26 protein-coding genes and 1 pseudogene are annotated in these 26,392 nt (G+C 68.6%); 16 read left to right on the plus strand and 11 right to left on the minus strand.

Annotated elements, in window-relative coordinates:
- Positions 1-11 precede the first annotated feature (11 nt).
- Both BM43_RS04330 and BM43_RS04335 read left to right on the plus strand, forming a co-directional pair.
- On the plus strand, positions 12-1,022 hold the full coding sequence (locus BM43_RS04330) for an SDR family oxidoreductase (protein ID WP_036056715.1): 1,011 nt from the start codon (positions 12-14) through the stop codon (positions 1,020-1,022).
- A 70-nt stretch (positions 1,023-1,092) separates the two neighbouring features.
- Positions 1,093-2,022: a LysR family transcriptional regulator gene (locus BM43_RS04335; RefSeq protein ID WP_036056713.1), complete on the plus strand. Its 930-nt coding sequence runs from the start codon at positions 1,093-1,095 to the stop codon at positions 2,020-2,022.
- 54 nt (positions 2,023-2,076) lie between these two features.
- Here the strand turns inward: BM43_RS04335 and BM43_RS04340 are convergent, their stop codons facing one another.
- The 3 genes from BM43_RS04340 to BM43_RS04350 all read right to left on the minus strand — a co-directional run bounded on the left by BM43_RS04340 (position 2,077) and on the right by BM43_RS04350 (position 7,235).
- A complete protein-coding gene (locus BM43_RS04340) occupies positions 2,077-4,437 on the minus strand; it encodes a tetratricopeptide repeat protein (protein WP_036056712.1) in 2,361 nt (786 codons plus the stop codon).
- Between the two features lie 513 nt (positions 4,438-4,950).
- Complete coding sequence (locus BM43_RS04345; protein ID WP_036056711.1) at positions 4,951-6,384, minus strand: MFS transporter; 1,434 nt, start codon at positions 6,382-6,384, stop codon at positions 4,951-4,953.
- A gap of 473 nt (positions 6,385-6,857) precedes the next feature.
- Positions 6,858-7,235, minus strand: a complete 378-nt coding sequence (locus BM43_RS04350; protein ID WP_036056710.1) for a YXWGXW repeat-containing protein — start codon at positions 7,233-7,235, stop codon at positions 6,858-6,860.
- A 575-nt stretch (positions 7,236-7,810) separates the two neighbouring features.
- Here BM43_RS04350 and BM43_RS04355 point away from each other — a divergent pair.
- Positions 7,811-8,896 (plus strand): porin, encoded by a 1,086-nt coding sequence (locus BM43_RS04355; protein WP_013689872.1) that lies wholly within the window; start codon positions 7,811-7,813, stop codon positions 8,894-8,896.
- Between the two features lie 135 nt (positions 8,897-9,031).
- Here BM43_RS04355 and BM43_RS04360 read toward each other — a convergent pair whose 3' ends face one another.
- The gene (locus BM43_RS04360) at positions 9,032-9,430 is read right to left on the minus strand and encodes a GreA/GreB family elongation factor (RefSeq protein WP_013689873.1); all 399 of its coding nucleotides are present in this window, start codon (positions 9,428-9,430) and stop codon (positions 9,032-9,034) included.
- Between the two features lie 515 nt (positions 9,431-9,945).
- Here BM43_RS04360 and BM43_RS04365 point away from each other — a divergent pair.
- The gene (locus BM43_RS04365) at positions 9,946-10,272 is read left to right on the plus strand and encodes a DUF4148 domain-containing protein (RefSeq protein ID WP_013689874.1); all 327 of its coding nucleotides are present in this window, start codon (positions 9,946-9,948) and stop codon (positions 10,270-10,272) included.
- A 213-nt stretch (positions 10,273-10,485) separates the two neighbouring features.
- Here the strand turns inward: BM43_RS04365 and BM43_RS04370 are convergent, their stop codons facing one another.
- Positions 10,486-10,947 (minus strand): CBS domain-containing protein, encoded by a 462-nt coding sequence (locus BM43_RS04370; protein WP_013689875.1) that lies wholly within the window; start codon positions 10,945-10,947, stop codon positions 10,486-10,488.
- Entirely contained in the window at positions 10,944-11,108 is a 165-nt protein-coding gene (locus tag BM43_RS41505; RefSeq protein ID WP_162184483.1) for a hypothetical protein, read from the minus strand. The genes BM43_RS04370 and BM43_RS41505 overlap by 4 nt, the downstream gene beginning before the upstream one ends.
- On the opposite strand from BM43_RS41505, the gene ribA reads away from it, so the two are divergent.
- Positions 11,107-11,757 (plus strand): GTP cyclohydrolase II, encoded by a 651-nt coding sequence (gene ribA, locus BM43_RS04375; protein ID WP_013689876.1) that lies wholly within the window; start codon positions 11,107-11,109, stop codon positions 11,755-11,757. The genes BM43_RS41505 and ribA overlap by 2 nt on opposite strands.
- A 349-nt stretch (positions 11,758-12,106) precedes the next feature.
- Here the strand turns inward: ribA and BM43_RS04380 are convergent, their stop codons facing one another.
- Both BM43_RS04380 and BM43_RS41260 read right to left on the minus strand, forming a co-directional pair.
- The gene (locus BM43_RS04380; RefSeq protein WP_036056709.1) at positions 12,107-12,682 is read right to left on the minus strand and encodes a helix-turn-helix domain-containing protein; all 576 of its coding nucleotides are present in this window, start codon (positions 12,680-12,682) and stop codon (positions 12,107-12,109) included.
- A 42-nt stretch (positions 12,683-12,724) separates the two neighbouring features.
- A complete protein-coding gene (locus tag BM43_RS41260) occupies positions 12,725-12,928 on the minus strand; it encodes a hypothetical protein (RefSeq protein ID WP_105850505.1) in 204 nt (67 codons plus the stop codon).
- A 360-nt stretch (positions 12,929-13,288) separates the two neighbouring features.
- Here BM43_RS41260 and BM43_RS04385 point away from each other — a divergent pair, with 360 nt between their 5' ends.
- From BM43_RS04385 to BM43_RS04395, 4 genes and pseudogenes are all read left to right on the plus strand, one after another.
- On the plus strand, positions 13,289-14,731 hold the full coding sequence (locus BM43_RS04385; RefSeq protein ID WP_157693232.1) for an aminotransferase-like domain-containing protein: 1,443 nt from the start codon (positions 13,289-13,291) through the stop codon (positions 14,729-14,731).
- Positions 14,732-14,789: 58 nt separating this feature from the next.
- Positions 14,790-14,957, plus strand: a pseudogene (locus BM43_RS40160) (CoA transferase); the annotation flags it as partial.
- A gap of 92 nt (positions 14,958-15,049) precedes the next feature.
- A complete protein-coding gene (locus tag BM43_RS04390; protein ID WP_036035063.1) occupies positions 15,050-15,985 on the plus strand; it encodes a hydroxymethylglutaryl-CoA lyase in 936 nt (311 codons plus the stop codon).
- A gap of 145 nt (positions 15,986-16,130) precedes the next feature.
- Entirely contained in the window at positions 16,131-17,468 is a 1,338-nt protein-coding gene (locus tag BM43_RS04395; RefSeq protein WP_036056703.1) for an MFS transporter, read from the plus strand.
- 75 nt (positions 17,469-17,543) lie between these two features.
- Here BM43_RS04395 and BM43_RS04400 read toward each other — a convergent pair whose 3' ends face one another.
- Positions 17,544-18,710: a metallophosphoesterase gene (locus BM43_RS04400; RefSeq protein ID WP_013689896.1), complete on the minus strand. Its 1,167-nt coding sequence runs from the start codon at positions 18,708-18,710 to the stop codon at positions 17,544-17,546.
- 342 nt (positions 18,711-19,052) lie between these two features.
- Entirely contained in the window at positions 19,053-19,637 is a 585-nt protein-coding gene (locus tag BM43_RS04405; RefSeq protein WP_036038842.1) for a malonic semialdehyde reductase, read from the minus strand.
- A 117-nt stretch (positions 19,638-19,754) separates the two neighbouring features.
- On the opposite strand from BM43_RS04405, the gene BM43_RS04410 reads away from it, so the two are divergent.
- The 3 genes from BM43_RS04410 to BM43_RS04420 all read left to right on the plus strand — a co-directional run bounded on the left by BM43_RS04410 (position 19,755) and on the right by BM43_RS04420 (position 22,216).
- Complete coding sequence (locus tag BM43_RS04410; protein ID WP_036056702.1) at positions 19,755-20,360, plus strand: alpha-ketoglutarate-dependent dioxygenase AlkB family protein; 606 nt, start codon at positions 19,755-19,757, stop codon at positions 20,358-20,360.
- A 223-nt stretch (positions 20,361-20,583) separates the two neighbouring features.
- On the plus strand, positions 20,584-21,195 hold the full coding sequence (locus tag BM43_RS04415) for a thioredoxin fold domain-containing protein (RefSeq protein WP_230676444.1): 612 nt from the start codon (positions 20,584-20,586) through the stop codon (positions 21,193-21,195).
- Positions 21,196-21,313: 118 nt separating this feature from the next.
- Positions 21,314-22,216, plus strand: a complete 903-nt coding sequence (locus BM43_RS04420; protein WP_036056700.1) for an IclR family transcriptional regulator — start codon at positions 21,314-21,316, stop codon at positions 22,214-22,216.
- Positions 22,217-22,345: 129 nt separating this feature from the next.
- Here BM43_RS04420 and BM43_RS04425 read toward each other — a convergent pair whose 3' ends face one another.
- Positions 22,346-23,425, minus strand: a complete 1,080-nt coding sequence (locus BM43_RS04425; RefSeq protein WP_017921239.1) for a porin — start codon at positions 23,423-23,425, stop codon at positions 22,346-22,348.
- A gap of 414 nt (positions 23,426-23,839) precedes the next feature.
- Between BM43_RS04425 and BM43_RS04430 the strand changes: the two genes are divergently transcribed.
- From BM43_RS04430 to BM43_RS04445, 4 genes are read left to right on the plus strand one after another with little or no spacing between them, the layout of a single operon-like run.
- Positions 23,840-24,157, plus strand: coding sequence for a non-heme iron oxygenase ferredoxin subunit (locus BM43_RS04430; protein WP_013689902.1), 318 nt, complete (start codon positions 23,840-23,842; stop codon positions 24,155-24,157).
- A 2-nt stretch (positions 24,158-24,159) separates the two neighbouring features.
- Positions 24,160-24,471, plus strand: a complete 312-nt coding sequence (locus tag BM43_RS04435) for a recombinase-like helix-turn-helix domain-containing protein (RefSeq protein ID WP_025097963.1) — start codon at positions 24,160-24,162, stop codon at positions 24,469-24,471.
- A 41-nt stretch (positions 24,472-24,512) separates the two neighbouring features.
- The gene (locus BM43_RS04440) at positions 24,513-25,622 is read left to right on the plus strand and encodes an aromatic ring-hydroxylating dioxygenase subunit alpha (protein WP_025097964.1); all 1,110 of its coding nucleotides are present in this window, start codon (positions 24,513-24,515) and stop codon (positions 25,620-25,622) included.
- A complete protein-coding gene (locus tag BM43_RS04445; RefSeq protein WP_036056699.1) occupies positions 25,615-26,385 on the plus strand; it encodes an SDR family oxidoreductase in 771 nt (256 codons plus the stop codon). The genes BM43_RS04440 and BM43_RS04445 overlap by 8 nt, the downstream gene beginning before the upstream one ends.
- Positions 26,386-26,392: the final 7 nt, after the last annotated feature.

The following is a 26,392-nucleotide window of genomic DNA, read 5'->3' on the forward strand; positions in this document are numbered from 1 at the left end:
GGAGAGCGACAATGTCCGAAACCAATTCGCGACGTGATTTCCTTCGTCACGCGGCAGCCGGCACGGCCGGCATGGCGGTGGCCGCCGTACCGGGTATCGCCGCGGCCGCCGATGGCGCGCCGGATGCGATGCCTCCCCTGGCCCGCATGCGCAATCCCCACGACCTGTATCCGCGCGCGCCGTTCGCGCGCCAGGTCCAGCCGGTGCCCGGCCTGGCCTCGAAGATGGTGCCGCGCCCCGATCACGGGGAAACCAGCTATCGCGGCTCGAACCGGCTGGCGGGGCGCAAGGCCCTCGTCACCGGCGGCGACAGCGGCATCGGCCGCGCCGCGGCGATCGCCTTCGCGCGCGAGGGCGCCGACGTGGCGATCAACTACCTGCCGGTCGAGGAAAGCGACGCGCGCGAAGTGGTCGCCCTGATCCGCAAGGAAGGGCGCAAGTGCGTGGCGATTCCCGGTGACATCCGCACCGAGGCGTTCTGCCGGCAACTGGTGGAGCGGGCCGTCGCCGAGCTCGGCGGCCTCGACGTGCTGGTCAGCAACGCCGGCCACCAGCAGGCCAGGGACGATATCCAGGACATCAGCTCGGAGCAGTTCGAGCAGACCATGAAGACCAATGTCTATGCGCCGTTCTGGATCGCGAAGGCCGCGCTGCCCCATATGCCGGCCGGATCGTCGGTGATCCTGACGACTTCGGAGCAGGCCTTCCTGCCGTCGGCCAACCTGCTCGACTACGCGCCCACCAAGGCGGCGAACATCGCCTTCGTGAAGGCGCTGGCCAAGCAGCAGGCGCCCAGGGGCATTCGCGTCAATGCGGTGGCGCCGGGCGCGACCTGGACGCCGCTGCAGACGAGCGGCGGCCAGCCGCCCGAGGTGATCGACCGCTTCGGCCAGGACAATCCCACCGGGCGGCCGGCGCAACCGGTCGAACTGGCACCGCTCTACGTGACGCTCGCATCGGCGGAATCGAGCTTCTCCAGCGGCCAGGTGTTCGGCGCGAACGGCGCGACGGGCGCCGCCTGACCGGCGCCGCCGCGCGACTTCATCCGTCAACGGCGGGCGAATTCGCCCGCCACGATCATCGCAGGGCGCAGTGGAACTGAGACAGTTACGACATTTTGTTGCCGTCGCCGAGGAGGCGAACTTCACGCGCGCGGCCGAGCGCTGCCATATCGTCCAGTCGGCCCTGTCGACCTCGATCCGGCTGCTCGAGGAGGAACTGGGCACCCGGCTGCTGGTGCGCACCACGCGCCATGTCAGCCTGTCCGAGGCGGGCGCGGCCTTTCTCGAGAGCGCGAGAAGCGCGCTCGGGATTCTCGATCGCGCCGTCGTCGGGGTCGAGAGGATGCGCTCGGCGCGGCGCCGCACGCTGTCGATCGGCATCGTGCAGAGTTTGCCGCCGTTCCTGGCCTTGCCGGCCTTGCTGTCGCGTTTCGATCGCGCGCATCCGCAGGTCGAGGTGCGGCTGGTGCAGGACACCGCGGACGTGCTCAACGCCAGGGTGGAGGATCGGCAGCTCGATCTCGCGATCCTGCCGATCGACGAGCGCAACGAGCGGCTGGTCTCGCGCATCGTCGCCTGCGATCGGATGGTGCTCGCCTGCGATCGCGGCCATCCGCTGGCCGGCGCCGCCTCGGTGACGCTGGATCAGCTCACGGGCGAGGCCTTCGTCGATTTCGTGCCCGGCCAGGGCACGCGCGGCAGCGTCGATCGCGGTTTCGCGGCGGCCGGCCTGCAGCGCGGCGTGGCGTTCGAGGTCGGCGATCTCGATACCTTGCTGGACCTGGTCTCGCAGGGCCTGGGTGTCGCGGTGCTGCCGGAGGATATCGTCGCGAGCCGCGCCGGGCGGTTCGCCTGCGTGGGGATCGAGGCCGAGAATCTGTGTTGGGAGCTGGTGGTCACGCACCTGGCCGCGGCGGGTTATCCCGACGACACGCTGGATCCGGCGCCGGCCGCGTTCCTGGCGATGCTGCTGGCGGGGGCAGCGGAGGAAAGCCGCCTCGATGGACAGGCCGTGTCATGAGGCCGGCGGGGCCGGGCGTCGAGCGCCGGCGTGTCGACCCGAGCGGATCGGCCTTCAGGCAGCCGCGCACCAGTTTTGCCATGCCCCGCGATACGCCGCCTCGACATGCCGCGCGAAACGCGCTCCGTCCATCAACGGCGAGGCGGCGAGCCGCGCGCGCAGGCCGGCACGCATCGCGGCCAGGCGCGGCAGGTCGCGTGCCAGCCCGGTGGCGATCTCGACGAAGCGCGCGTCGCTGTCGGCGACGATCTCGCTCAAGCCCAGGTTGGCGGCCTGGCTCAGGCCGGCGCGGCCCACCACCGTGTCGGTGATGCGCGTCACCACCGGCACGCCCATCCAGTAGGAATCGAGGCTGGTGGTATGACCGTTGTAGGGCAGGGTATCGAGCCCGATGTCGATCTCGTGGTAGGTCCGCAGGTACTCCGCGCGCGGGCGGAAGGCGGTGAAGGCGACGCGCTCGTCGTCGATGCCGTGACCTCGCAAGCGATCGAGCAGGCGCCTGCGCGCCGAGCCTTCCGGCGCCATCAGGATCAGCCGCGCCTCGTCGAACCCGCGCATCACCTCGGCCCACAGACGGAACGAGGCATCGCCGAGCTTGCAGGGATTGTTCAGGCATCCGAAGGTGGGATAGCCGTTCGCGAGCGCCGGCAGGGCATTGACCTCGGGCGTGTCGGTCAGCGGGTCGTAGCACCAGAAGGTCTCGGGCAGGCGCAGCGAGCGCTCGCTGTACCAGCCGTCGGCGCCGGCGGGATCGAGCCAGGGATCAGTCAGGCGGTAGTCGATCGCCTCGATGCCGGTGGTGCCTGGGTAGGCCAGCCAGGCGATCTGCACCGGCGCGGGCTTGCGCGCGAACAGCAGCGGCCGGCTGTCAGCCATGTGCATCGAGAGGTCGATCAGGATGTCGATGCCGTCCTCGCGGATCAGCCGCGCCAGCCGCTCGTCGTCGAGCTGCCTGACCTCGCGCCAGAGATCGGCGTGGCCGGCGATGCGCCGGGTCAGCGCGTCCGGGCGCGTCACGCTCGAATAGCAGACGATCTCGAAGCGCGCGTGATCGTGATGCGAGAGCAGCGGGATCGTGAACAGCGCCTGGCAATGGTTGCGGAAGTCCGGCGACACATAGCCGATGCGCAGGCGGCGCGATGGCTCGGCCGGCCGCGCATGCGGCTCGCGATGCGCGCGCAGGGGCGCCTCGTGTCGCGCCGACCAGCGGCGCGCCTCGTCGAGGATCGCCTCGGGATGCGTGGCCTGGAAGCTCAGTGCATAGAGCAGGTTGCCATGCGCCACCACGTTGGCCGGGTCGCATGCGAGCGCATGGCGATAGCAGTCGATGCCCTCGTCGAGGCGGCCCTGGTCCTTCAGCACGTTGCCGAGATTGTTGTGGCTGGCCGAGTGGCGCGGATCGATGGCGAGCGCGTCGCGCAGGCGCGCCTCGGCCTCGTCCATCGCGCCTAGCATGCGCATCGTCACGGCCAGGTTGTTGAGCGCGGCCAGGAAGGCGGGACGCAGGCGAATCGCGGTATCGAAGGCGTCGGCCGCGTCGTGCAGCGAGCCGGCTTCCTGGTAGACCACGCCCAGGTTGTTGTACGCATCGGCATGCGCGGGTGCCTGTTCGATCGCGCGCTGGTAGTGGTCCAGCGCCTCGCGACGCCGGCCGAGCGCATGCAGCGCGTTGGCGAGGTTGTAGGCGGCTTCGGGGAAGACGGGATCCAGCGCCAGGGTGCGCGTCAGCAGGGCGGCGCTGCGGGCGAATTCGCCGTGCCGATGCAGGGCGACGCCGAGGTTGGCCAGCACCACCGGCGAGTCGGGTGCGACCTGCCGGGCCATCTCGAGCAGGGCCACCGATTCGTCGAGCTGGCCGGTCGCCAGCGCCAGCGTACCGAGGTTGGTCAGCGCATCGGCGTCGCCGGGCTGCAGTTCGAGCGCGCGCAGGTAGGCGGCTTGCGCGGCCTGGTGCTCGCCGAGCTGGTGGTGGCAGTTGCCGAGGTTGTTGAGCGCGTCGACGCGGGCGGGGTCGCGCTCCAGCAGCGCGGTATAGGCCTCGATGGCAGGCGCGGCCTGGCCGGCCGATTGCAGCGCCGAGGCCAGCGCGAAATGCGCGTCGATGGAATCGGCGTCGAGGGCGAGGGCCTGCCGGTAGGCACCGATCGCCTCCGCGAAGCATTGCGCGGCCGCGAACACGTGGCCGCGCGCGAGGTGGTAGCGGGCGTTGCCGGGGGCGCGCGCCAGCGCGGCGTCGAGCCAGTCGAGCGCGGCGGCGTAGGCGCCGCTCTGCAAGTCCAGCATGCCTAGGCGGAACATCAGGTTCGCCTCGCCGGGCTCGAGCGCGAGCGCGCGCTGGTACAGGTCGCGCGCCTCGGCCAGCCGGCCCGCGAGATGATGCGTGGTCGCGAGTTCGAGTATCTGCCTGTTTTCCATGCTGGGCCCGCCCTGGATGAAGTCGCCGGATCGGCTCCGTCGCGACGCTGGCCAGGGCTCGCATCGCGTGCTCGCGATGGAACTGGCGAGCGGCGAGCGACGGTTTGCGTGACCGGCGGGAAGCCTCAGCGGGAACGATAGCAAGGCCGGCGGCGCCGGTGTTTACAGGCGTTTACGCACGGGGCTTGCCGCGGCGGCGCATCGGTGACAGGTCTTTCAACAAGGTGACCGCTCGTTTCGCAAAGCGATGCAAATGCGCTGCGAAAGGCTGACAAGGCTTTCGGAAGGTCGACGACGGCATGCGGCCCGTGGTGCCGGTTTTGCTCAGGAATGCAAAGCGCATCGGGCGGGAGGCATGCCAAGTCGGTCGACAATCCTCCCGGCTGCGCGATGTCGGTCTCGCCCTGGGCGATTCGAGCAGGCTGGGCCGGGCAAGTGGTTCGCCGGGCAGGATTCGACGTGTGACTGGCGGCCCGGCCAGCCGGAGCGGCTGGCCGGACGACGCGGGCGGAATCAGCGAGCCGTCGCCTGCGCGGCCTCGTCGTCGACGTCCTGCCGGGTCGGCTCGAAGCGCACCGCCGCCAGGAAGCCGATCGGGATCAGCGCGGCGATCGACACGATCCAGAACATGTCGGTGCCGTAGCGCGCCTTCAGGATCGGCAGCACGAACAGCGCGAGCGCGCTGCCCAGGCCGGCCAGCGCGCGGCCGAAGCCGACCCCGGTGCCGCGGATCGCGGTGGGGTACGACAGCGCCGGGTAGACCATCATCTGCGCGCCGGGGCCGAAGCCTTCCGCGAACAGCCAGGCGCCCAGCATCGCCAGCGCGAGGCCGATGCCGAGCGCGCCTTGCGGATGACCGAGCAGGGCCAGCGCGACCAGCGACACGAATTGCAGCGCGAAACCCGCGATCGCGACCTGCCGCGACGGCCGCCGATAGGCGAGGCGCATGCCCAGCAGGCCGCCCGTCAGCGCGAACAGCAGGTTCAGCGCGAGCGAGGCCGAGATCGTCTCGAACACGCCGGCGCCGAGGAACTGCGACAGGATCGAGGGCAGGAAGAAGGCGATCGCCGTGTATTCGAAGGGAATGCAGAGATTCATCGCGCTGGCCACCAGCGTGCGCGCCAGGTAGGGGCGCCGGAACAGCACCCGGAAGCCGACCGGCGCCTGGGCCGGCGGCGCGCCGGCATCCTCGGCGCGGTGCGCGCGGATCCCGTAGGACTCGCGCAGGATGCGCGCGGCGTCCTCCAGCTTGCCCTGGTTGGCGGCCCACAGCGGCGACTCGTTCATGAAGCGGCTGCGCACCGCGATGATCACCAGCGCCGGCACCGCGCCGAAGATCAGCGAGGCGCGCCAGAGCCAGCCCGCATGCTCGGCCGGCAGCGCGAAGTAGAGACCGAACACGATCAGGAAGCAGACCGAGGAGGCGGCGTACCACATCGGGCACCAGGCGGCGAGCCGCGAGGCCTTGTTGCCGCGGCCCTGGAATTTCGAGAACTCGGACAGGAAGGCCATCGCGACAGGCAAGTCGATGCCCACCCCGAGCCCCATCACGAAGCGCGCGGCGATCAGCACCCAGACGTTCGGCGCGAGCCCGGCCACGATCGCCGCGACCACGAAGAACAGCATGTCGGCCATGAACACCTGGTAGCGGCCGATGCGATCGGTGAACCAGCCGCCGAGCAGGCTGCCCAGGATCGTGCCGATCACGATCGAGGAGGTGACCAGGCCGGTCAGCGCGGGCGTGAGGCCGAATTCGCGAACCACGTCCTGGATGCCGTAGGACAGCGTGGTCAGGTCGTAGGCGTCGAGGAACACGCCGCCCAGCGCCAGCAGCACGATCACGCGCGCGTGGCTGTCGCGGCTGGTGCTGGTGTTGATCAGGCGCGAGACGTCGCTCGCGGAACGGATCGGCGAGGAACTCGCCGCATCGAGGTCGAGGGTGCTCAAGGGGTTCTCCACGGTTGGCGATCGGCGCGATGGGCGGGAAGCAGGGGGAATGCGGGCGCGATCGCGGCGGCGGCGCGGTGCTGGCGGCACGGCGGCGGTCGCGAAGGGCGATGCTAGGCAAGGGCGGCGCGCTTACGAACGGCCGATTTGCGATTAGCAAATCACGCGCGAGCGATCGGGAGGGGCGTGGCAGGCAGGGGCAGGCAAAACGATGCGGCGGCGGAGGCGGCGCTCGCGCGGGCCGGCTCGCTCATGTCGTGGCGGCGGGGCAACGCGTGCCACGGCATATGCTTGGGCGAAATCGATCGAAGCGAGGAACTGGACGCCGGCCGATGACGGCCTGGCCGGCGTGCCGAAACGGGGGCGCGGCAACTTGCGGGAAGGCCGCTTCGACAGCCGATGGGGGCGTCAGTTCCACACACACTATATATATAGTGTGTTGCGCATCGCGCAGGGGGCGGTGCCCTGGCGACTCAGTGCCAGCCGCCCGGCACGAACACCCAGTTCGGGCCCTGCCGGCGCCATTGTCCCGAGCTCCAGCGGCGCCCACGCCGTGCCGCGATCCAGCGCCCCGGCACCCACACATAGCGGCCACCGCGCCAATCCCAGTAACCATCGGCCCAGACATAACCGCGAGCGCGCGGCGGCGGCGGGCGGCGATCGCGCCGCAGCGGCGGCGGCGCGCGGTCGGGGCGCTCGCCGACCGGCGGCGGGGGCGGCGGCGGCCGGCCGCCAGGCGCCGGATAACCGCCGGGCGGGGCAGGTTGCGCGTTCGCGCCGAGGGCCGAGCCGCCGGCCAGGATGGCCGCGCCGCCGAGGGCGAGGGTTCGAAGGAAGTCGCGACGTTGCATCGAAAGGCTCCCGGATGGAGAACGGGCCGCCCGGGATGGGCGGCGGCACGGCATCAAGGTATCGCCTGGCTAGCCGACCAACATTACAGGCGTTGTAACGGCTGTTACGGGCCATGCCTTTCGTCGCGCTGTCACCTCGGGGAAACCGCAGGGAAACGTTTTACACCGGCGGCGCATCGGAAAATGCACCAGATTGAGGATGTTTTGAGTAATTTTTGCCGAATTGGCGGGGTGGGCCGGGAGGTGGTTGTTGTTTCTTTGCAACCGTCAAGCCGGTGACACAATCAAATGCCTGTTGCGTATACGCCAAAAACAGGCCGTCAAGTGGTCAAAAAAACAAGTTAAAACAACGAGTTATCAAAGACTACCATTTCTATTATTTCTGGTTTCGGAAAAAGTTATTTCTTTATTCGCGCGTGGCGACCCTAGGGTCCACCCCTAAACTCACGGTTCCCAGAGCGGCCAACCATCCGGGCGCGGCCATGTGAAGTTGACGTGGCGCTTCCGGGCGGTTGCAGACCGTTATGAAACAAGGTCGACAGACCTGCCTTTTTTAGATGAAGGGAGCTCCACGAATGAAGAAGACTCTGATCGTTGCAGCCGCTGCAGCATCGTTCGCAACCGTCGCCCACGCGCAAAGCAGCGTCACGCTGTATGGCGTGCTCGACGCGGGCATCACGTACCAAAGCAATGTCGCCGGCAAGTCGCGCTGGTCGGAAGGCACGGGCATCGACCAAAGCCTGTTCGGTCTCCGTGGTTCGGAAGACCTGGGTGGCGGCCTGAAGGCAATCTTCACGTTGGAAAGCGGTTTCAACCTCGGTAACGGCCGCTTCTCGAACGACGGTGGCATGTTCAACCGTCAAGCCTTCGTCGGCCTGTCGAGCCAGTACGGCACGGTCACGCTGGGCCGCCAGTACGACGCAGTCCAGGACTACCTGGCTCCGCTGACGGCGACCGGCTCGTGGGGCGGCACGTACTTCGCTCACGTCGGCAACTTCGACAACCTGAGCACGAACGGCGGCTACGCAACCAACAACTCGATCAAGTTCACGAGCGCGAACTACGCCGGCCTGCAATTCGGCGGCACGTACGCTTTCTCGAACAACACGAACTTCGGCAACAACCGTGCATACAGCGGCGGCGTGTCGTACCAGTTCCAAGGCCTGAAGCTGGCTGGCGCGTACTCGCAACTGAACAACCCGAACGCAGCTGGCACGAGCGGCGCGGTTGACCAGAACGCATTCGGCGCACAAGGCCGCGTCCGTACGTACGGCGCAGCAGCTGGCTACGCATTCGGCCCGGCACAAGTCGGCGCCGCATGGACGCAAGCTCGTCTGGACAACACGGTTGCAGGCGCGAACGTTCGCATCGACAACTACGAAGTCAACGGCAAGTACAACCTGACGCCGGCACTGGGTCTGGGCATCGCCTACACGTACTCGAACGGCCGCCTGGGCACGAACAACGCCCACTGGAACCAAGTTGGCCTGCAAGCCGACTACTCGCTGTCGAAGCGCACCGACGTGTACGCTCAAGCCGTGTACCAGCGCGCAAGCAACGGCGTGGCTGCTTCGATCTACAACGGCGACATCGCTGCGACGAACACCTCGTCGGGCATCAACCAGACCGCCGCTACGGTTGGCCTGCGTCACCGCTTCTAAGCTCGACGACCGCTTCGACGGTCTACGGCAAAAAGGCGCCTTCGGGCGCCTTTTTTTCGTTTACGGCACGGAATATCGTGCTTCGCGAATCGGGGAGCCGGCCCGCTGCCGGGTCGGGTCCCCATTCGGCGAGGCTCAGCGCGTGTAGTCGCCGCTGGCCTCGGGCTGGTAGACGATCGCCGAGACCGTCATGCGGCCCGCCACGCCGTTGGGCAGGGTGATGTTCACATGCTCGCCCTGGCGGGCACCGAGCAGGGCCATGCCGACGGGCGAGAACACGTTCAGCCGGCCGGCGTCGGAGCGCGCCTGGTCGGGATAGACGAGGGTCCAGGTGATGGCTTCGTGCGTCGCCTCGTCGGTCAGCGTGAACTGCGAATTCATGGTCACCACGTTTGCCTTCATGGCATCGGCATTCACGATATCGGCGCGTTCGAGCAGGGTGTCGAGCATGGCCTGCAAGCGCGTGTCGCGTTCGGCATGTTTCTCGAGGCGCGCGACATCGAGTTCGGTGAGTTGCAGCAGTCGATTCTTCATCGGTGTTGTCCTTGTGTATGGGCGTGAGGCGCCGCGGCCGGCGGCGCGATGAGCCTGAATCGGGGAATCGCCCGGAGCCCGGCTGGCGCTCCGGTGGAGCGGGTCAGCGCGGGCGCCGGGCGGCAGCCTGCGGAACGGTGACGTGAGCGCCTCGCGAGCCGGCCAGGCGCGCGCCGACGCCGATCTGGCGGCGTCGAAGGGCATGGGGGCGAGCAGGAGGGCGGCGCATCACGGATGGGCGGGAAAGTATGACGAAACGCTTTCCATTATAAGCACGACCACAGGGCGGCACGGTGGCGGCGGTTAGCCAATTGTCAGTAATTGTTGTGAGAATATGCAAACTGATCGATTTCCGGGGTCGATTCGAGCCGTGATATTTGCTATCCGTGCAACGGTCTATGTCTAAACTAGGGGTTTTCCCTTGGTGATCCGAAGCCTAGACTTGAGTCGTTCGCTTCAGGCAGAAATCAACGCCGGGAGCGACGCAAAACCACAAACATCTCGGAGGTAACATCATGAAATCGCTCGTCTATGCAGCAGTCGTCGCTTCGGTCCTTGCCGCTCCGGTCGCATCGTTCGCCCAGTCGAACCAGCCCGTGACGCGCGCCGAAGTCCGTGCGCAACTGGTCCAGCTCGAACAGGCCGGCTACAACCCGGTCGCCAGCGACGCCCAATATCCGCGTGACATCCAGGCCGCCGAAGCGCGTGTCCAGCAATCGCAGCAGACGCTGACGCATGCCGACACCAGCGGCTACGGCGTGCAGCCGGTGGCCGGCGCGCAATCGGGCCGTCGTAACGACACCGCGCCGAACCCGGTCGACAGCGTCTACTTCGGTCATTGAGCAGCAGGGTGACGGCGGGCCGCGCCAGGCGCGGCCGCGCGATTGAGACGTGACGAGGCGGCGCCTCGTCACGCATTGAACAGATCAGGTCTGATGCCCGCGCGAGATCCGCGGGGCAGGGTTCGACCGAACAGGACCTCCGTCGCCGCAACCCGGCGGCTTTGCCCAGACGCTCGAGCGTTTGGGCATTTTTTGCGCCTGTCGGGCCGGGGCTTATTCCGAATCGATCGGGGTGCCGTGGATGTAGTGCTCGAGCTGCTTGATGGTGTCCTGCTGCTCGGCAATCACGCTCTTGACCAAATCGCCGATCGAAATCACGCCGATCAGCTTGCGGTTCTTGTCGAGTACCGGCAGGTGGCGCATGCGATGCTCGGTCATCAGCGCCATGCATTGGTCGCTGGTTTCCGACGGTTCGACGTAACGCACCTTGACGGTCATGATTTCCTCGATGCGCGTGTCCTTGGACGAGCGCTCGAGCAGCACGACCTTGCGCGCGTAGTCGCGCTCGGTGACGATGCCGACGATGTCCTCGCCTTCCTTCACCACCAGGGCGCCGATGCCCTTGATGGCCATCAGCTTCAAGGCGTCGTAGACGGAATCATTCTTGCCGATCGTGTGCACCGTTTGGCCGGCATCGGGCTTTGATTTGAGAATATTCGCGACGGTTGTGCTCATACGATCTCCGGAAACCGGGCGCAAGCCATGCCCGGGGGAAGCGGCGTGGAAGTGCCCGCGCGGGCGGACACCGTGAAGAACGCATTGCGTAGATTAGCGGTAAACTCCGGCTGCGCGCCACTCAGAACATTCCTTAACTCCGATTTTTCGATGCTTTCCATGTCTTCGCAACCTTCCTCGCCGTCCGCGGACGAGCCTCAAGCCGACGAATGCGTGACCCTCGTCGCGTCGGCCTCGCTCCCGACCCGCTACGGCACCTTCATGTCCCATGCGTTTCGCGTGGCCGGCAGCGAGGCCGAACACCTGGCGCTCGTGGTCGGCGATGTCGCAGGGCAGCAATCGGTGCTCACGCGCCTGCATTCGGAGTGTCTGACGGGCGATGTGTTCGGATCCTACCGCTGCGACTGCGGCGAGCAACTGGACCTCGCTCTGCGGTATATCGCCGCAGAGGGCTGCGGCGTCCTGCTGTATCTGCGTGGTCACGAGGGGCGCGGCATCGGCCTGAGCAACAAGATCCGCGCCTACGCGCTGCAGGAACAAGGGCGCGACACGGTCGAGGCGAATCGTGACCTCGGCCTGCCCGACGACGCACGCGAGTACGATTCGGCGGCCGCGATCCTGCGCATCCTGCAGGTCAACTCGGTGCGACTGATGAGCAACAACCCGAAGAAGTTCGACACGCTCGTCGCGCACGGCATTCCCGTGTGCGAACGCGTCGCGCTGGCGGTGCCCGTGCGCGACGAGAACGAACGCTACATCCGGACCAAGCAAGTCAAGTTCGGTCATTATGTTTTCGACGAGAACGAGTGAATCGCCGAACCCGCAAGAACGGCCGGTGCTGAAGCAGCCCGGCCGTTTTTTCGTTTACCGCCCTGGTTCGATGTGCGCCGCAGCATATATTTCGCGCGGTGGCGATGCCTGATCCGAGTCGTCATGAACGCGATGGGCGCGCTGTCGCGTCGGTGGGCGATCGCTTGGATGTGCAGGAACCTGTATCGATCAAGGCAGGGAATGCCGGCGAACCGCTACGCGTCATGCCTTACTGCGGCATCCGTGATGCGTCGCGATCAGGTACGCGAGATAGACATGGGCGTTAGCGTTCTTTCTCCGCCAGCCTCGGACATGGTGGCGGGTCGCCCGTGTCGTTTGCGTCTTGCGCTCAAGGCAGCCGGGGCGTGCCGACCCACAGCACCACGGCTTCCTGCCGATGCGGATTGGTCCAGCCGCGCGACCAGGCGGATTTGTAGTGGGCGCTGTCGCCGGCCCGCAGCAGCACGGTGCCGGAAGCCAGCGCGAGACTCAATTCGCCGGACAGGACGTGCAGGAACTCCTCCCCGGCGCGACCGGGCGTGTCGCCCGGTCCCGGCTGGTCGGGCGGCAGCCTGAGCAGCCGTGCCTCGAGCTCCTGGTGGGGCGAACCGCGCGTGAGGGCCGCGAAGCGGGTCGCGGAATCGGGCAAGGGCTGGAAGCTCAACTGCTCGCGACGATGGATCTGGTGCTGTTCCTCGGGCGCGTCCAGCAGATAGCCGACCTCCACGCCGAGCGCGCCGGCGATGCTGTTCAGCGAGGCCGCCGAGACGCCCGCCAGGCCGCGCTCGACCTGCGAGAGAAACGGCTTGGAAAGATGGGCGCAGGCCGCCAGGCGGTCCAGCGTGTAGTTGAGCCGCTGCCGCAAGGCGCGGATTTTCGCGCCGAGCCGGATGGCCGGCGTGAGCGGGTCGGATGAGACGTTCATGATCGGGGGCGCCAAGGCCGTGCCGGCTGGCAGCGCAAATCCTCAGGCATGCCAAAGATGTCGGACCTGGCGCCAGATGCGATCGCTCGGTTCGAATTGCTCGCCGGCGGCCGGGACGGACTCCTCGGTATCGGTGTTCGCGGCGCGGATCGAACGGCACGGCAGCGATCTGCCGGGGCGGGTTGCCTGGCGAGCGCGGGCGGCGCCTGGGCAGGGCGGATGGGCGGCGGAGGACAGCGGCGTCATGAAGGAGTGTCCGTGGAAGAGGGCAGGCAGGACGATTCTGCGCGGCGGCCCGGCGCGCCGGTAGCCTCAGACGGCGACGGCGCGACGGACTCACGGCCGTTGCATGCGCATCTGTATTCCTGTTTCGATCACGACAGCGGCAGCCGCCCGGCATCCGCGGGGCACCGCGGCTGTCTCTATCGCAACAGGGAGACAGATGCGGCAAGCCCGGCGTTGCGACGGTGCAAATGGCCCAGCCTGAGGCTGGTGCCCGGCAGGCACGGGGCGCAAAATGACCGGCCCGGCGCAGCGCGACCGGGGCAGGGAGCCGGCGCAGGCGCGCTCGGCGGCAGCGATCAAGGCAATCAGGTGGACCGGTACATGTGGGATCGATCGACTCGCTACGGCGAGCTGGCTTTTCAATTGCAGGAGGAAATCTGCTCGGGACCGCTGAGCCCCGGCGACAAGCTGCCCTCGATTCGCGCCCTGTGCGCGCGTTTCCAGGCCAGCAGCGCGACGGTTACGCACGCGCTGTATCTGCTGGAGGATGCCGGCATGATCTCGGTGCGCCCGCGCAGCGGTTTCTACGTGCGCGAGCGCTTCCATGCCGTCGAGCGCCGGCCGCCGGCGCGCGTGCCCGAGGCCTGCCTGCAGCCGGCGCTGCCGGCCCAGCGCGCCCTGCTGCGCTCGCTCGAGGTGCTGGCCGCGGCGGACCAGCCGATGCTGTTCGCGCGGATCAATCCCGAGCTTTATCCGGCGGTCGCGCTGCAGCGGATCATGACCGAGCAGGCACGCCGCAACCCGGCCTTCCTGACCGGCTGCCTGATCGGTCCGGACTCGCCGCTGCATCGGCAGCTCGCGCGCCGCGGACGAATCATGGGCTGCGACTGGCATGCCGAGGACATCACCATCACGCTCGCCAACTACGAGGTCTACCGGACCCTGTTCCGCTCGCTGACCCAGCCCGGCCAGACGGTGGCGATCGCCTCGCCCGCGCCCATGAGGCTGCTGGAGGAACTGGACGAGCACGGTCTCAAGGTGCTGGAGATCCCCTCGCATCCCGAGCATGGCCTGTCGATCGACACGCTCGAGTTCGCCCTGCGGCGCGAGAAGGTGGCCGCCTGCGCGTTTTCCGCCAACTTCCCGCATCCGACCGGCGGCCAGATGAGCGACGCGGGCAAGCGTCGCGTGGTCGAGCTGCTGGCCGAGCACGGCGTGCCGCTGATCGAGGACGACCGCAACGGCGATCTCCATTTCGGCGAGAAGCGCCCCTTGCCCTTCAAGGCCTTCGACCGGACCGGACTGGTCCATTACTTCTCCGATGTCAGCGGCCTGGTCGGGCACGGCCTGTCGATCGGCTTTGCCGTCACCAACCTGCGCCACGAGTTCGAGCGGATCGCCCAGCCGCCCGAGCTGTTCCAGTACACGCTGTCGAGCTTCATGGCCAGCGGCCTGTTCGAGCCGCATCTGCGCCGCCTGCGTCAGGCCCTGGCCAGTTATTCCAGCCAGTACCAGGCGGCGGTGCGCGCGCATTTCCCCCGCGAGGCGCGCAGCTTCGCCGTGTCGGGCGGCCACTGGATGTGGATCGAGCTGCCGCGCGGGTTCGATACCACGGCCCTGCTGCGGCGCGCCTTGCAGGACGACATCGCGTTTTCGCCGGGCCAGTTGTTCTGCACCGACGGCAGCCTGAACCATTGCCTGCGGCTCAATACCGGCATGCCGGTGACCGAGGCGGTGGAACGCGATATCGCCGCGCTCGGCGCGATGATCGCCGAACAGCTCACGCAGATGCGCAGCGCTCCGCGCGAGGCCGACCGGGCCTGACGGCGGCACGAGAGGCACGAGAGGCACGAGCGGCACGAGCGGCACGAGCGGCACGAGCGGCGCCGGCGGCACCATGCCCGGCATCGTGCCGAAGTTGTCGGATACGCCCGGCGCGGTGAACTGGCAGGGCCCGGCGCTCGGCGAGCACACCGCCGACGTGCTGGCGGGCCTGGGCTTCGGCGAGGCCGAGATCGCGCGGCTGCGTGAACAGGGGGCGGTGCAGTGAGCGCGAATCTCAACCCGAACCTCAACCCGAACCTCAACCCGAACCTCAACCCGAACCTCGACGCCAAGGACCTGCATCCGGTCAGCCTGCGCATGGCGGCCGATACCCTGGTGGTGCAGGAAGTGTCACCGCGCGACGGCCTGCAGATCGAACCGAAATGGGTCGAGACGGCCGACAAGATCGCGCTGATCGATTCCCTCTCGCAGCTCGGCTTCACGCGCATCGAGGCCGGCTCCTTCGTCTCGCCCAAGGCGATCCCGGCGCTGCGCGACGGCGACGAGGTGTTTCGCGGCATCCGCCGCGTGCCCGGCGTGACCTACGTGGCGCTGATCCCGAACGCGAAGGGTGCCGAGCGCGCGCTGGCCGCGCGCGCCGACGAGCTGAACCTGGTGATGTCGGCCAGCCAGACCCACAACCGCGCCAACATGCGCATGAGCTGCGAGAACTCGCTGGCCGGCTTCGGCGACATCGTCGGCCTGGTGCAGGGCGCGCGCGTCTCGCTCAACGGCACGGTGGCGACCGCCTTCGGCTGCCCCTTCGAGGGGCGCATCGACGAGAACCGCGTGCTGCACCTGGTCGACGCCTATCGCGAACTGGGGATCGGCGGCATCACGCTGGCCGATACCACCGGCATGGCCAACCCGCGGCAGGTCACGCGGCTGGTGGCGCGGGTGCTGGACCTGGTGCCGGCCTCGGCGCTGACCCTGCATTTCCACGACACGCGCGGGCTCGGCCTGGCCAACGTGCTGGCCGCCTACGAGGCCGGTGCGCGCCGCTTCGACGCCTCGCTGGGCGGCCTCGGCGGCTGCCCGTTCGCGCCCGGCGCGTCCGGCAACATCTGCACCGAGGATCTCGTGAACCTGTGCGACGAGATGGAGATCCCCAACACCATCGACCTGGCGCGGCTGCTGCCGCTGTCGCGCACGCTGCCGGCCCTGGTCGGCCACGAGGTGCCGGGGCAGGTGGCGAAGGCGGGCCGCAACACCGACCTGCATCCGGCGCCGGCCTACGTGGCGGAAATCGCCTGAGGGCTGGCGGCGCCGGCGCCGCCAGCGCCAGCCGGCCGATCGTTTCAGATGAGCTGAAGTCCCGACGTTTCACCGTATCAACGAGCTACGGCATCCCAACCAATTCGACCGGACGGCCCTCCGCCAGTCCGGCCTGGAGACAAACATGGCAAGCAGCAGCGCAATCGCATCGGACGGCCGCGAGGCCGGCAGCGAAACCGGCATCGCGGTAATCCGCAAGGTAGCCTGGCGGCTCATGCCGCTGATCATGATCTGCTACCTGTTCGCGTTCTTCGACCGCATCAACATCAGCTTCGCGAAGTTCCAGCTGCAGGGCGACCTCGGCCTGTCCGACACCGCCTACGGGCTCGGCGCGAGCCTGTTCGTGATCGGCTACGTGCTGTTCGAGGTGCCGAGCAACATGCTGCTCTATCGCGTCGGCGCGCGGCGCTGGATCGCGCGGATCATGATCTCCTGGGGCATCGCCACCGCGGCGATGGTGTTCGTCCATACCGAATGGCAGTTCTACGGGCTGCGCTTCGTGATCGGCGCGATGGAGGCCGGCTTCGCGCCGGGCGTGCTCTATTACCTGACGCTGTGGTTCCCGCCCAGCCATCGCGGCCGCATCACCTCGCTGCTGTTCCTGGCCTCGGCCTTCTCGGGCCTGGTGGGCGCGCCGGCCGCCGGGCTCGTGCTCGGCCATCTGAACGGCGCGCTGGGCATGCCGGGCTGGCACTGGCTGTTCCTGCTCGGCGGCGTGCCCTGCGTGCTGCTCGGCGTGCTGGTGATGGTCCAGCTCAAGGACCGCATCGAGGACGCGTCCTGGCTGTCGGGCAACGAGAAGGCCTGGCTCGCCGGGCAGATCGCGCAGCAGAGCCGTCATCCGCAGGGCGGCCATTCGCTGCTCGGCGCGCTCAGGACGCCCGGTTTCCTGATGCTGGGCCTGGTCTACTTCCTGATCCAGATCGCGTCCTACGGGCTCAACTTCTGGGCGCCGCACCTGATCCGCACCGCCGGCACGCAGAATCCCACCCTGATCGGCCTGCTGACCTCGGTGCCCTATATCGCCGGCGCGATCGCGATGGTCACGGTGGGGCGCCTGTCGGATGCGAGCGGCGAGCGGCGCAAGTACGTGGTGGCCTTGCTGTTGATGGCGAGCGTCGGCTTCTTCGCGGCCGGCTACTTCGACCGCCAGACCACCTTGCTGCTGGTCGCGCTGGCGGTGATCGGCGCCGGCGTGGTGGCCTCGATCCCGGCCTTCTGGGCGCTGCCGCCCAAGCTCGTGACCGGCGCCGGCGCGGCGGGCGGCATCGCGGTGATCAACACGCTCGGGCAACTGGGCGGGATCGTCAGCCCGGTGATGGTCGGCCGGGTGCGCGACCTGACCGGCTCCACCACCCCGGCGCTCTACGTGATCGCGCTGCTGAGCCTGGTCTGCGCGCTGCTGGTGGCCTATGCGCTGCCGGCCTCGCTGCGCGAGCGGGATGCGCGCCTCGAGCGCTGAGGCGCCGTCGATCGATCGTGCTCGAAAAAATGCCGCCCCCGAAGGGGCGGCATTTTTGCATGTCGAGCCGGCGACTCACTGCGCGGCGCGGCCGGCCACCAGTTTGACGCGCGTGATTTCCGAGGGCGCGCCGAAGCGCTTGGGCGGGCCCCAGTAGCCGGTACCGCGGCTGGTATAGACCCACAGTCCGTTCAGGCGCGCCAGCCCCGAGACGAAGGGCTGCTGCAGCGGCACGAAGAAATTCCAGGGGAAGAACTGCCCGCCGTGGGTGTGGCCCGAGAGCTGCAGCGTGAAGCCGGCATCGGCCGCCGCGTTGGCGCTGCGCGGCTGGTGCGCGAGCAGCACGCGCAGCCGCACGTCGGCGGGCGCGCCCGCCAGCGCCGCGCTCGGGTCGCTGCGATGGGCGGGATCGAAGCTGCCGGCGGAGTAGTCGGTCACGCCGGCCAGCACCAGTCGCCCGTCGCCGTGCTCGATGGTGCGATGCTCGTTCATCAGCACGTCCAGGCCGATGCGGCGGAATTCGGCCACCCAGGCATCCGCGCCCGAGTAGTACTCGTGGTTGCCGGTCACCACGAAGGCGCCGTGCCGCGCGCGCAGCGCGCCCAGCGGCGCGGCATGGCCCGCCAGGCGCGCCACGCTGCCGTCCACCACGTCGCCGGTGACGGCGATCAGGTCCGGCTGCAGGCGGTTCACCGCGTTGACGATCGCCTCGACGTAGCCGCGCTTGATGGTCGGCCCGACGTGGATGTCGCTGATCTGCACGATCGTGAAGCCGTCCAGCGAGGCCGGCAGGTCGTCGATCGGCACCTCGACCTCGACCACGCGCGCCAGGCGCCGCGCGTTGAAGAAGCCGATCGCGCTGGCCGCGAAGGCCAGCAGCGGCACGGCGTCGGCGGTGAGGGCGCGCCAGTGCGCGAGCGAGACGGTATGTGGCGCCAGCGCGTCGAGCGTCAGCAGCGAGGCGAGCAGCAGGTCGCGCGCCAGCGTGAGCACCAGCAGCGAGGAGAAGAAACCCATCTCGAGCAGGCCGATCCAGGCCACGCGGTCTCCGAGCGGCTGCCGCTCGAAGGTGCGCGAGAGCATGCCGAGGGGGATCACGAGGCAGGAGGCGACCAGCCAGAGCACGGCGGGAATGCGCGCGGCGCTCGAGCTGAAATCGGGAATCAGGCGGAAGCCGACATAGACGTGGAACAGCACGCCGAAAGTAATCAGCCGCAGCAGGAAGGCGGAGATGCGTCGCATGGTGGCAGCAGCGGAAGTGAGGCGGGGAACGGGGCGGCGCCGCAGCGGGAGCGTCGGCGCCGGGGGCGAAGCGGGAAAACGGGCGCCTCGCGCGAGGGCGCGGCGCCTGGGTGGGCGAGCCGGTCGAGCGGGGCGGGCGGCGTGGCTCGGGCGGGCGAGGGCGCGTGGCGCATGCGCGGGCGAGGACGGCCGCCAGGTGGCGCGTCGATGCCCGCGCCCGGCGTCGTCGTGCCAGCGCTTGCGCCGCGGATTCCGAAGCCGGTTCCGCGGCGGCCGATGCCGAATCTCGTGCCGCTCGTCATGGTGTGCCGCCTGCCGTCGCCTGCCGGCGGCGGCGCGCGCTTACTCGATCCGCGCGGCTTCGTCGAAGGCGAAACGCGGGCTGCGCGGGAACAGGCCCTTCTCGTCGCCGTAGCCGAGGTTGACCAGGAAGTTGGCCTTGATCCGCGTGCCGGCGAAGAAGGCTTGCTCGACCTTGGCGGCATCGAAGCCCGACATCGCGCCGGTGTCGAGGCCCAAGGCGCGCGCGGCGAGGATCAGGTAGGCGCCCTGCAGCGAGGAATTGCGGAACGCGGTGGCCTCGATCAGCGCGTCGTTGCCGGCGAACCAGCTGCGCGCGTCGGCGTGCGGGAACAGCTTGGGCAACTGCTCGTGGAAGTCCATGTCCATGCCGACGATCACCGTGACCGGCGCGCTCATGGTCTTGTCGATATTGCCCTCGGCGAGCGCGGGCTTGAGCTTGGCCTTCGCTTCCGGCGACTTCACGAACACGAAGCGAGCCGGGCTGGAGTTGGCCGAGGTGGGGGCCCACAGCGTCAGTTCGACGAGCTGCCTGAGCAGGGCGTCGTCGACCGGCTTCGGCAGCCAGGCGTTGTGGGTGCGGGCGGTGCGGAACAACTGGTCCAATGCGGAATCGGAAAGCATCATCGATCGATCTTGAAAGGGATGGGCTCGATGCCCGGTTGACGGGATGCCGGGGCCGCGCGGCAGCTTGCGGCCCGGGCGCCATCCCGCGATGATAGCCGGATGCGAGGATTCTCACCGATGGACGATCTGTTCGACACGCCGCCCGAGCCCGAACTCGACTGGTATCCCGACTGGCTGCCGCGCGAGCGCGCCGACGCGTTTTTCGCGCGCCTGCTCGCCGAGGTGGACTGGCGGCAGCAGTCGATCCGCACGCCGCGCGGGCCGGTGCCGATGCCGCGGCTCACCGCCTGGCAGGGCGAGCCGGAGGCGGTCTATGTGTATTCCGGCATCCGCAACGTGCCGGCGCCGTGGACCGAGGCGGTGGCCGAACTGCGCCGGCTTGCCGAGGCCACCTGCGGGGCACGCTTCAACAGCGTGCTGCTGAACCGCTACCGCTCGGGCAGCGACAGCATGAGCTGGCACAGCGACAACGAACCCGAGCTCGGCGAGGCGCCCGTGATCGCCTCGCTGAGCCTGGGCGCCACGCGCGTGTTCGACCTGCGCCACGACGCCAGCCGCGCGCTGCGCGCCTACCGGCTCACGCACGGCAGCCTGCTGGTGATGCGCGGCGCCACCCAGCGCGACTGGCGCCACCGCGTCGCCAAGGCGCCGGCGGTGCAGGGCGAGCGCCTCAATCTCACCTTCCGCCTGGTCGGGCCGCGCCGCGCGCTGGCGGCTAGCTGACGGCGCCGTCAGCGAAACGTCAGTCGCGCGACCCGCGCCGGCCGGTATGGTGGCCCGATCCGGCCCGAAGGCCCGTCCGGGAACGGCTGGGAACGGCCAGCGGCCGGCCCGCCGATGGCCGAACGCGCAAGGATGCGCGCAACGCGCGAGAATGCAGGCTGCGCTGCTGCGGCGAGAACGAACCCGGCGCGCGAGCGCCACCGAATCACCACCCGAGGATTTCATGAAGACACGGATCAGCATCGCCCTGGCCATCGCCGGCCTGACGATCGCCCTGACGAGCCGGGCGGACGACCCGCCCCCGCCCACCCTGGACGCCGCGCAGGTCGCGCGGGTGCAGGCCGCGCCCGCGATCGTCGAGGGCGCGAGCGGGGCCAAGGTCAAGTCGACGCTGTACGTGTTCATGGACCCGAACTGCATCTACTGCCACCTGATGTGGCGCGCGCTGCGGCCCTACGAGGCGGCCGGGCTGCAGGTCCACTGGATTCCGCTGGCCTTCCTGAAGCCCGATTCGGCCGGCAAGGCCGCGGCGCTGCTCAAGGCGCCGGACGGCCCGGCCCTGCTCAACACGCTCGAGACCAAGTATTCGGAGAAGGACGAATCGGGCGGCATCGCGCCGCTGATGGTGGTCCCCGCCGACGCCAAGGCCAAGCTCGACGCCAACGCGGCGATGTTCCAGCAGCTCGGCTTCACCGGCACGCCCACCGTGGTGTTCCGCACCAAGGAAGGCAAGTGGCTGGGCCTGAACGGGCTGCCGCGCCTGAGCGCGCTGCCCGGCATCCTCGACATGGCCGAGCAGCCGATCACCGATCCGGAACTGCAGCGTTATCGCTGACAGGCGGCTGTCCCGGGCAGGCCCGCCCGCCAGGCGGGCCGTATCGTCGCGCGTTCGAGGCATAATTCGGGGAAATCGTTTCCGCCTTCCCTGAATCCTTTCGTCTGCGTTGTCGACCATGGCCAAATCCACGACCGATCCGGCATCCCCAGCGAGCGCGCCTGCCGAGGCGCCCGGCGATGACGACGCGGGCAATCCGTCGTCCTACCTGGTGCCCGGGCTCGAACGCGGGCTGCGCATCCTCGCCGAGTTCTCGGCGCGCGAGCCGGTGCTCGGCGCGCCCGAGCTGTCGAAGCGGATCGGCATTCCGCGCACCACCACCTTCCGGCTGCTGCAGACCCTCGAGGCGCTCGGCTTCCTGGAGCGCGTGCAGGGCGAGAAGAGCTTCCGGCTCGGCGTCGGCGTGTTGCGGCTGGGCTTCGAGTACCTGAGCTCGCTGGAGCTGACCGACCTCGGCGCGCCGGTGCTGGAGCGGCTGCGCGACGCCACCGGCCTGACCACCCATTTGCTGATCCGCGACCTGCAGGACGTGGTGTTCGTGGCGAAATCGCAGAGCCACGCCACCCTGTTCGGCTCGGTGAAGGTGCATGTGGGCACGCGCCTGCCCGCGCACGCCACCGTGCACGGCCACGTGCTGATGGGCGACCTCACGCGCGACGCGATGCGCCAGCTCTATCCCGGCGGCAAGCTCGAACGCTTCACCGAGCACACGCCCGGCGGTATCGACGAGCTCTACGAGCGCGTGCGCCAGTACGCGCGCGCCGGCTATGCGATCAGCGAGGGCGCCTTCGAGTCGGGCATCTCGGCCGTCACCGCGCCGGTGCGCGATCATTCGGGCGCGATCGTGGCGGCCATCACCGCCACCGTGCCGCGTTCCGAGATCGGCGACGCGGCCGAGAAGGAGCGGCTGGTGGAGCAGGTCTGCGGCGCGGCCGTCGACCTGTCCTCGCGGCTCAACTACCGGCCGCTGGAGAACGATCCCACCGTCGCGCACGCGCGCCATCGCGTGGCGATGGTCTGAACGGCGGCGGCGCGGCTCGCCCGAAGGGGATGCCGCGCCGCGCCGCGATGCATGCCGAGTTCCATTCCCGATGCTTTGCATTCCTCAGGATAATGGCGGCGCGCCGGCCGCCACGAAGCCTGTTGTCCCTCAGAACGAGTGATGGATGCCGGCCAGCACCACCAGCTGGTTGGCGCCGCTCGACACGCCGGCCGTGAAGAACGCCGCCTGCGCGCCGCCGTTGGCGTGCTCGTAGAGCAGGTTCGCATAGAGCTGGGTGCGTGCCGACAGCGCGTAGATGTCGCCGAATTCGAGCTGGGTCCAGCGCCGCCCCGACAAGGTGGTGGTGGCCACCCCGCCGGCCAGCGTGTTGGCCGGCGTGATCCGGTAGTTGGCGCCCGCGTCGTAGCTCTGGAACGTGTCCGAATAGCCGTTGGACTCCATCTTCACGCGCGTGTAGAGCGCGTGCACCAGCCAGTCGCCGAACGCGTAGGAGGCGCCCGCGCCGAAGTTCTCCACCTTGCTGGCGGTATAGCCGTTGGCGGTGTTTTGCCCCTGGAAGCTGGCGATGCCGGCCTGGCTGACCAGCAGCGAGCGGTCGTGCTCGTTCGAGTAGACCGCCGCGGCCTTGAACGAGCCGTTCGCGTAGTTGAGCCCGAAGCCGGTCGAGCGGCCCGTGCCGAAATTGGTGGTGTTGCCCAGCGCCAGCGTCGCGGCGGCCGTGAAGCCGCCCCAGCTCGGCGACTTCAGCTTGATCGCGTTGTTGTAGGGCACGTTGCCGGTGGCGGCCAGCCCGTCGATGTTGCCGGGGTGGAAGGCGTACCAGCTCATCGCCAGGTAGGCGGTGCTGAGCGGGTCGAGCCAGTCGAACTGCAGCGGCGTCTGGCGGCCCAGCGTGATGGTGCCGTAGCGGTTCGAGGCCAGGCCGACATAGGCCGCCCGGTTCCATAGCGTATTGGCGGTCGCGAACGCGCCCGTGTTGGTGTAAAAACCGTTCTCCAGCTGGAAGATCGCCGCCAGGCCGCCGCCGAGGTCCTCGCGCCCGCGCAGGCCCCAGCGGTCCGGCTGGGTATTGCCCTGGATCATCAATACCTTGGTGCTGCCGGCCACGTTGCTGACGTAACCGACCCCCGCATCGAGGCTCCCATACAGCACCACGCTGCTCTGCGCATGAGCGGCCGTGACCGCGCCCGCCGCCATGCATGCCGCTGCTACCGCTCGCTTGACCATCTGATCTCCTGAAACTCCGTGCGGACGAGCCGTGCCGCCCGCGTGCCGGTGAGACGGCGGAACGGGCGCCGTCTTACATTTTCATGTTGTTTGTTCCATACAAGGAACAATGTACCGTTCATGGAATGAGTATAGGAGCGCTCGCCAAGCGAAAAAAAATAAATCTGAGCGTGAGACGGAACGGTCCACGCGAGGCCCGGCGATTCGCGTTCCTTCGGACAAATTTGGAAATTACCGTGAAATACAGGTGCTGAACGGCAATCGAGCCGAACCGGAGCAGGGAGGCTCGGTGTTTTCCCTAGCTCGCGCGGTTTTTTATTTTTTCCTGGCGCGGCTCGATCCTATAATCACCATCCATAAACCAACGTTCCTTGTATGGAACAAAACGCAACTGATCTGAAGGAAGGCCAGCAGATGTCTGAACAATGGGTTTGCGCCGGACATGCCGGCGCGCTGTCCGAGGATGCGCCGCTCGAGTTCAAGCGGACCGATGGCGTCGAGATCGGCATCTACCGGGTGGGCGACGCGCTCTACGCACTCGAGAACGTCTGCCCGCACGCCTATGCGCTGCTCACCCAGGGCTTCGTCGACGAGGGCACGGTGGAGTGCCCGCTGCACGAGGCGGTATTCGACATTCGTACCGGGCAATGCCTGAAGGGGCCCGGCGGCCGCGCGCTGAAGCAGTACGCGGTGCGGCTCGCCGGCGAGGAAATCCAGTTGAAGGTGGAGTGAAGATGGAAACCAAGGTCGTGAGCTTCAATCCGGATCTGCAGCCGTGGCGCGCGCCGGAACCGAACCAGGTCGCCGGCAAGGGGCGCATCGAAATCCCCGGGCAGGTGCCGAACCTGGTGTGGCAGACCCGCAAGGCCGAGCCGACGCCGTACGAGAACGATCTCGGCGATGCGCTCGAGCGCGTGTTCGAGAGCGGCGCGGTCGAACTCGACGAGGTGGTGGCGGCGCTGAACCGCGTGGGTTCGCGTGCCCCCGACGGTTCGGCCTGGACCCTCGAACGCTTCCGCGCGGAGATGGCCGCGCTGGCCGAATAAGGCATGACGGCCCTGTCTTCCCCGCATTCCGGAGCATAACCATGACGTCCCCCACCCAGTCTTCCCAGGCCGCTCCCGCCGCGGATCCGATCCGCGCCTATCTGGACCGTGGCATCCGCAACTATTGGTACCCCGTGGCGCCGAGCTGGCAGGTGTCGAGCGCGCCGGTCGGCCTCACGCGCCTGTCCGAGCAGATCGTGCTGTGGCGCGATCGCGAGGGCCGCGTGCATGCGCTGGAGGATCGCTGCCCGCATCGCGGCGCGCGCCTCTCGCTCGGCTGGAACCTCGGCGACCACGTCGCCTGCTGGTATCACGGCATCGAGGTGGACGGCAGCGGCACCGTCGCGCGCGTGCCGGCCGTCGCCAACTGCCCGCTGGAAGGGCAGGCCTGCGTGAAGTCCTACCCGGTCGAGGAACGGGCCGGCGCGATCTTCCTCTGGTTCGGCGACGAGGCGCATCGCGAGCCTGCGCCGCTGGTGCTGCCCGAGGAACTGAGCAGCGACGCGTACGCGCATTTCGTCTGCGTCTCGAACTGGACCTGCAACTACCAGTACGCGATCGACAACGTGATGGACCCGATGCACGGCGCCTACCTGCATGCGAGCTCGCATTCGATGGCCGAGGGCGACAAGCAGGCCGACATGCGCGTGCGCAAGACCGAAACCGGCCTGATGTTCGAGAAGGTCGGCCAGCGCGACGTCAATTTCGACTGGGTCGAGCTGGGCGAGACCGGCTGCCTGTGGCTGCGCCTGGCGATTCCCTACAAGCAGAAGTTCGGCCCGGGCGGCAGCTTCGGCATCGTCGGCTTCGCCACGCCGGTGGACGAGGATCACTGCCAGGTCTATTTCTGGCGTACCCGCAAGGTCGACGGCTGGCAGCGCGACGTCTGGCGCTTCCTCTATCGCAATCGCCTCGAGGGCCTGCACTGGGCCGTGCTCGAACAGGATCGCTACGTGCTGGAAAGCCTGGCGCCGAACGCGCGCGATCACGAATACCTCTATCAGCACGATATCGGCATCACGCGCGTGCGGCGCCTGCTGCGCCAGCGCGCGCAGGAGCATGCCGCCGCGCTCGACGCGCATCGCGCCGCGCAGGCCGCCGCGGAATCCACCCAGGCGACCCAGCCCGCCACGGAGCACGCGCATGGCTGAGCTTCCGGTTTCGGTTCCGCTCGACGGGCGGCGCGTGATCGTCACGGGCGGGGCGCGCGGGCTCGGCGCGGCCTTCGTCGACGCGCTCGCGGCGGCCGGCGCCAGCGTCGCCTTCGGCGACGTGCTGGTCGAGGCGGGGCAGGCGCTGGCCTCGCGTCATGCCGAGGCGGGCCGCGCGGTGTTCTTCTTCCCGCTCGACCTGGCCGATCCGGCCAGCGTGGCGCGCTTCGTCGCCGAGGCGGCCGGCGCGCTGGGCGGCATCGACGGGCTGGTCAACAACGCGGCCATCACCAACTCGGGCGGCCGCGACGCGGCCGAGCTCGAGATCGGCACCTGGGACGCGGTGATGGACGTGAACGTGCGCGGCGTGTGGCTGGCCTCGAACGCGGCCTATCCGCACCTGGCGCGCTCGGGACGCGGCGCGATCGTCAACATCGCCTCGGACACGGCCCTGTGGGGCGCGCCCCGGCTGCTCGCCTACGTGGCCAGCAAGGGCGCCGTGATCGCCATGACGCATGCGCTGGCGCGCGAATACGGCGCCGCCTCGGTGACGGTCAATGCGATCGCGCCGGGCCTGACCGAGGTCGAGGCGACTCGCTACGTGCCGGCCGAACGCCATGCCTATTACCTGCAGGGCCGCGCGCTGCCGCGTGCGCAAGGGCCCGAGGACGTGACGGGTCCGGTGCTGTTCCTGCTGTCGGACGCCGCGCGTTTCGTGACCGGGCAGTTGCTGCCGGTGAACGGCGGTTTCGTGATGCATTGACGCTTCA

The organism is Burkholderia gladioli (assembly GCF_000959725.1).
Classification (GTDB): domain Bacteria; phylum Pseudomonadota; class Gammaproteobacteria; order Burkholderiales; family Burkholderiaceae; genus Burkholderia; species Burkholderia gladioli.